This window comes from Pantoea sp. CTOTU50773 (assembly GCF_032082325.1).
GTDB lineage: Bacteria > Pseudomonadota > Gammaproteobacteria > Enterobacterales > Enterobacteriaceae > Pantoea > Pantoea communis.
Genome location: NZ_DAMDQC010000215.1, coordinates 1 through 5,963 on the forward strand (window position 1 = coordinate 1; position 5,963 = coordinate 5,963).

At 53.4% G+C, this 5,963-nt stretch carries 5 protein-coding genes and 1 pseudogene; 5 read left to right on the forward strand and 1 reads right to left on the reverse strand.

The features are described 5' to 3' along the window. The 4 genes from RT340_RS21365 to RT340_RS21380 form a co-directional block, all read left to right on the forward strand. Positions 1–374 (forward strand): nucleotide-binding domain containing protein (locus RT340_RS21365; RefSeq protein WP_313377678.1); only part of this gene is annotated, 374 nt, incomplete at its 5' end. Continuing rightward, the gene (locus RT340_RS21370; protein WP_034824702.1) at positions 371–997 is read left to right on the forward strand and encodes an aldolase; all 627 of its coding nucleotides are present in this window, start codon (positions 371–373) and stop codon (positions 995–997) included. The genes RT340_RS21365 and RT340_RS21370, both read left to right, overlap by 4 nt. Next, complete coding sequence (locus tag RT340_RS21375) at positions 997–1,776, forward strand: HPr family phosphocarrier protein (protein ID WP_211729768.1); 780 nt, start codon at positions 997–999, stop codon at positions 1,774–1,776. Before RT340_RS21370 ends, RT340_RS21375 begins: the two co-directional genes overlap by 1 nt. Positions 1,777–1,893: 117 nt before the next feature. Beyond that, positions 1,894–3,246 carry a GntP family transporter gene (locus tag RT340_RS21380; RefSeq protein ID WP_313377679.1) on the forward strand — a complete coding sequence of 451 codons (1,353 nt, stop codon included), beginning with the start codon at positions 1,894–1,896 and terminating at the stop codon, positions 3,244–3,246. 154 nt (positions 3,247–3,400) lie between these two features. Here RT340_RS21380 and sbcB read toward each other — a convergent pair whose 3' ends face one another. Next, on the reverse strand, positions 3,401–4,828 hold the full coding sequence (gene sbcB / locus RT340_RS21385) for an exodeoxyribonuclease I (protein WP_211729766.1): 1,428 nt from the start codon (positions 4,826–4,828) through the stop codon (positions 3,401–3,403). Positions 4,829–5,008: 180 nt separating this feature from the next. On the opposite strand from sbcB, the pseudogene RT340_RS21390 reads away from it, so the two are divergent. Further along, positions 5,009–5,908 (forward strand): annotated as a pseudogene (locus tag RT340_RS21390) (tyrosine-type recombinase/integrase); the annotation flags it as partial. Positions 5,909–5,963 lie beyond the last annotated feature (55 nt).

Sequence of the window (5,963 nt, forward strand, 5' to 3'; positions counted from 1 at the left end):
GCGATTGGATGGCGGCGAATAACCAGCAGCCTCTGGCACCTTTGCTCTTGGCCACGGCCGATGCTCAGCAACGGCAGGCAATCCAGCAGCAATATGGCGCAGCACGCAGCAGCGAAGCGGTTGAGCACATGTTTGCCGCCGTCACCCGTGAGCTGAAATCACGGGGCTGGCAGCGCTTTATCGTCGCCGGGGGCGAAACCTCTGGCGTGGTGGCACAAAGCCTGGGCGTAACGGCCTTCCACATCGGCCCGATGATCTCCCCTGGCGTGCCGTGGGTGCGTGACATCCAGCAGCCGCTGTCGCTGGCCCTGAAGTCAGGCAACTTTGGCGACGAACAATTCTTTGCCCGCGCACAAACGGAGTTTTCAGCATGACCGAACAACAAGCACGTGAAGAGATGGTGCAACTGGGCGCCTCCTTTTTCCAGCGCGGTTACGCCACCGGTTCAGCCGGCAACCTTTCACTGTTGCTGGAAGATGGCAATCTGCTGGCGACACCTACCGGCTCTTGCCTCGGCGAACTGCAGGCCGACCGCCTGTCAAAAGTGACGATGCAGGGCGAGTGGATTTCGGGTGACAAGCCTTCTAAGGAAGTGGCGTTTCACCGCGCGCTCTATCTAAACAATCCCGCCTGTAAAGCGGTGGTGCATCTGCACAGTCACTATCTGACGGCGCTTTCGTGCCTCAACGATCTCGACAGCGAAAACTGCATTCGCCCGTTCACGCCCTATGTGGTGATGCGCGTGGGCGATGTGCCGGTCGTACCTTATTACAAACCGGGTGATGACCGCCTGGCTGAAGATCTTGCGCAGCTCGCGCCACGTTACAACGCTTTCCTGCTGGCCAATCATGGCCCGGTAGTGGTGGGTAAATCGCTGCGTGAAGCCGCGAATAACACTGAAGAACTGGAAGAGACCGCGCGTCTGATGTTCACGCTCGGCGACCGATCTATTCGTTATCTGACTGATGGCGAAGTGGCGGAATTGAGGAATTACTGATGCCTAAGTTTGCAGCCAATTTATCCACGCAGTTTGGCGAAGTGCCGTTTATTGAACGCTTTGCCGCAGCGGCCAACGCCGGTTTCCGTGCCGTTGAGTTTCTGTTCCCGTATGACTATCCGGCCGAGGTGATCAAAGCCGAGCTGGAGAAACATCAGCTGGAGTTGGTGCTGTTCAACACCGCAGCCGGAAACGTGCAGGTCGGGGAGTGGGGCGTCTCCGCAATTCCTGGTCGTGAAGAAGAGGCGCGTGCCGACATCGATCGTGCGCTGGAATATGCCTTAGCACTGGGCTGCCCTCAAGTGCATGTGATGGCGGCAACGGTGCCAAACGGTGCCGATAAGGCGGCGTATGAAGAAACGTTCGTCCGTAATATGCATTACGCATCCGAGTGCTTTGCACCACACGGCATCCGCTTGTTACTGGAGGCACTCAATCCGGTGACGAAGCCGAACTACCTCTACTCCAGCCAGTATCAAACCCTGGCGATGATGGAACGTATCGATCGTCCGAACGTGTTCACGCAGTTGGATCTGTTCCATGCGCAGCTGGTGGACGGCAATCTCAGCCATCTGATTCGCGAATACGCTGGACGTTATCGCCATATCCAGATCGCCTCTGCGCCGCATCGTCACGAACCAGACGAAGGCGAAATCAACTATCCGTACCTGTTCAGCCTGCTGGATGAAGTCGGCTATGACGGCTGGGTCGGCTGCGAGTATTTCCCACGCGGTCGCACCGAAGCGGGCCTCGGCTGGTTCGCGCCCTGGAAACAATGATTAATCTGGCTACAACGACTGCGCATAGCGCAACTTTGCTGCAGTTTATTGTACGTTGCGCCAACACCATAACTTTTAATGTTCTGAATAATATAATAATTATCTCTGAGGTATTGCATGACTACCACTCTGTTACTCTCTATTGCGGTGATTAGCGTTGTATTGCTGTTGCTGTTAGTTATTAAGGCAAAAGTGCATCCTTTTGTCGCATTGATTGTCGCCAGTTTATTTGTAGCGTTAACCACTGGAATACCCGCTGAGAACATCATGAAGGTGATTCTGGGTGGGATGGGCAGTTTGCTGGGCGGAATTGCCGCACTCATCGTGCTGGGGGCTATTCTGGGTGCGGTGATTGAAGCGTCTGGCGGAGCCGATGTATTGGCTAAGCGTTTCACGGAGTTGCTTGGACCGCAACGCATGGTGGCAGCACTGACCATTGTGGCGTTTGTGTTGGGGCTGCCGGTGTTCTTTGATGTGGGCTTTATAATCGTGGTGCCTTTGATTTACGGATTCGCTAAGGTATTGCGTCTTCCACCGCTTAAGTTCGGCCTCTCAATGGCTGGCATGATGTTGATGGTGCACGTCGCTGTGCCAACGCATCCCGGTCCTCCGGTGGCGGCCAGTTTTCTGACTGCTGATTTTGGCTGGTTAATGATGCTGGGCATTGGGGTTTCCATTCCGGTCGGCATCATTGGCTACGTTGTCGCAAAAATGTTGAACCGCAAAAACTATCACTTATCAGTAAATGTGCTAGAGCAGGTTCAGCTCACCACGAATAAAGATGAGCAGAAAACCGTCAAGAACCCGCCTTCAGCAGGCTTGGTTGCCGGTTTAATCGTCTTGCCTATTTTCCTCATCATGATTGGAACCTTGGTGCCACCACATCTCACTCCGGGATCGACGGCACATGGCATTCTCACATTGCTGGGCGCACCGGCAATTGCATTGCTCATCACCCTGGCGCTGGCAGTATGGCAATTAGGATTTCGTCGTGGTTGGGGCAAAGACAAGGTTGAAGCACTCTCAAATACGGCTATCGCCAATGCTGCTGGTGTGATTCTGGTTTCGGGGGCGGGCGGTGCATTTGGCAAAGTATTGGTTGAGTCGGGCGTGGGTAAGGCACTGGCAGGGTCACTGTCGGCCATCCACTTGCCGCTGATTCCTGCGGCATACATTCTGTCATTGGCGTTACGCGCCTCGCAGGGATCGGCGACAGTAGCCATCGTCACCACTTGTGGTTTGCTGACCAGTGCCGTAACCGGATTGGCTGATATGCAATTGGTTCTGGTGGCGCTTTCAGCCTGCTTTGGTGCACTAGGCCTGTCGCACGTGAATGATTCCGGCTTCTGGGTGGTAACGCGCTATTTAGGTTTGTCGGTAGCTGATGGTTTGAAAACCTGGACAGTGTTGACCACTGTGATGGGACTGTTTGGCTTCCTGTTCACGTGGGTGATTTGGGCCATGCTTTAAGGCAGTATTTCCTTCTAACCCTCTCCCACAAATGGGAGAGGGAGCCAATCCAGCGACGGTAACAGAATGGCAACCATCTTAAACATCACTCGATCAACCCTCTCTTCCTGTGGAAGAAAACGTTGATGAGGTCATCAGGCCGCAGAGAATCACACTACGACACCAACTCCTGCGCATACAAATACAGCGCTTTCAGCTGTGCCATCTTCTCCGCGTTATCCTCATGCAAACTCGCTAACGACTCCAGCTCTAACAGGAACGCCTGCACGCGATCGGCATTCAGCGCTTCACGGCGATGCTGCAACCAGCGTTGCTGCTCTTGATCATCCAGCGTGCCGGGGAAGTTACGCGCACGATAGCGGAATAGCAGCTTCGCAATACGTTTATCGTCGAAGGTCAAATCCAACGCCGGTAAATTCTGCGGCGGCGTCTGACGCACGATGTTCATCGCTGCGCGATCAGCATCGCTGAAGAAGCCGTCATACAGTTGCGCATCGACATCATCCGATGGCTTGAACGGCTCGGCTTCCGCAAACAGCGTCACCGCTTTCTCACGCACTTCAGCGTGCTGACGCAGCAGCGCCAGGTTCGCCAGACAGCGTTCACGATCGATATTCAGGCGTGAAGCATCTTCAGGACGTAAGGTATTCGCTGGGGCTAACACCGGGCATTTATTAATGTGCACCAGCTTAATCGGTACCGCCGCGCGGTCGCCCAGTTCACTCTGTTTGGTGTACAACCGCTCGCGCAGTTCATCCGCATCCAGTTCCAGCAGCGGGGACATATCGCCCGCCAGATCCACCACGATCAGCGCATTACGATTATCTGGATGCCATGCGACAGGCACTACCCAGCTGGTGTTGCCGCGCGCCGCGCCGAACATGCCGGAGACGTGCACCAGCGGCTTCATCTGCGGAATATCAATCAGGTTCATCAGTTTCTGCTTGTTGCGATGGGTAAACAGAAACTCAAACAGCTTCGGCTGCTTCTCTTTCACCAGTTTCGCCATCGCCAGCGTGGCATACACATCGGACATCGCATCGTGCGCCTGTTCGTGTGCCACGCCGTTGGCTTTGGTGAGATGCTCCAGCTTGAAGCTGGGGAAGCCGTCATCATTTTCCGGCCATTCAATACCTTCCGGGCGCAGGGCGTAACAGGCGCGCATCACATCCAGCAGATCCCAACGTGAGTTGCCGTTCTGCCAGCTCCAGCCGTAGGGATCGAAGAAATTGCGATAGAAGATATTGCGCGTCACTTCATCATCGAAGCGCACATTGTTGTAACCGATCACACAGGTTTGTGGCTCGGTAAACAGCCCATGAATGCGTTCAGCAAATGCCGTCTCTGTTACGCCGCGCGCTTTAGCCACCTGTGGCGTGATGCCGGTGATCATCACCGCTTCCGGCTGCGGCAGATAGTCATCAGCGGGCTGGCAGTAAAACACCTGCGGTTCACCTACGGCGTTGAAATCTTTATCGGTGCGCAATCCAGCAAACTGCGCTGGACGATCCAGTGAGGGACTCTTACCGAAGGTCTCGTAATCGTGGAAAAGGAAAGTAGGCTGTTCCAAATCGTTCTTCAAGGTTTTTTTCCGTTCATTTTCGTTCATTAAAACACTGAAAAGTAAGTGTTAACCTCTCATTTTCCACTCATAAACTACTGTATATGTTCACAGTTGTCCGTTGCCTTTCATTTACGTCCATGTAATATTGCGTACCACGTTTGTACCAAATCACTTTTTTGCTGCGTACCAAATATTATTATGGCCTTGAGCGATACCAAACTACGTTCCATACATGGTAAACCATATTCGGGTGTGTCAGAAGTTTCGGATGCAGACGGCTTGAGCGCGCGCATATCTCCCAAGGGGGTCATCTTATTCCAATTCAGGTACCGATGGGCAGGAAAACCACAGCGTCTTAGCCTTGGTCGCTACCCAGCAATGGCTTTAAAAGATGCCCGCATGCTCGTTGGTGAACTTCGACTGCTCTATGACGGCGGCAAAGATCCGCGTACACATTTTGAAAGCGTCACTGGTGATAGCAAGATGACCGTTGGTGAATGCCTCAAATACTGGAAAGAGCAGTATGTTGAAGTTAACCTTCGACCAAGGACGCAGGAACTTTATAAATCGACCGTGCTAAAGCACCTGACTGGCGCGTTTTCTGGCAGGGCGATCGGGGACATTACTGTTAAGCAGTGGGTGGATTTTTTCGCCAAGGAAGAGAGAGAGAACCCACGTCGAGCGCGCCAGCTTCTGTCTCAGGCAAGAACAGCTATCGGATGGTGTATCAGGCGCCAGATAATCGACAACTCTTCCATCATGCGCATCGCACCACGCGATGTCGGTGTTCGTGCGGAGACCGGCAGCCGTGTGCTCACCTATTCTGAACTTGCACAGATCTGGATAGCAATAGAGAGAAGCAGGGCGACAACTTCGAATAAATTACTGCATCAGATGCTGATGCTTTGGGGTGCCAGGGTTTCAGAGCTTCGATTGTCGGAACGTAAGGAATTTGATCTGGAGGAGGGTGTCTGGACGGTACCTAAAGAACACAGCAAGATGAACAACGTTATCCGGCGACCCATCTTTGAACAGATAAAGCCTCTGCTTGATAAGGCAATGGAAACGTATTATCAGATTCTTTTCCCCGGGGCGGACTGAATCGCCACGGATAATCTAGACACTTCCGAGCCGTTGATAATACTGGGTTTCA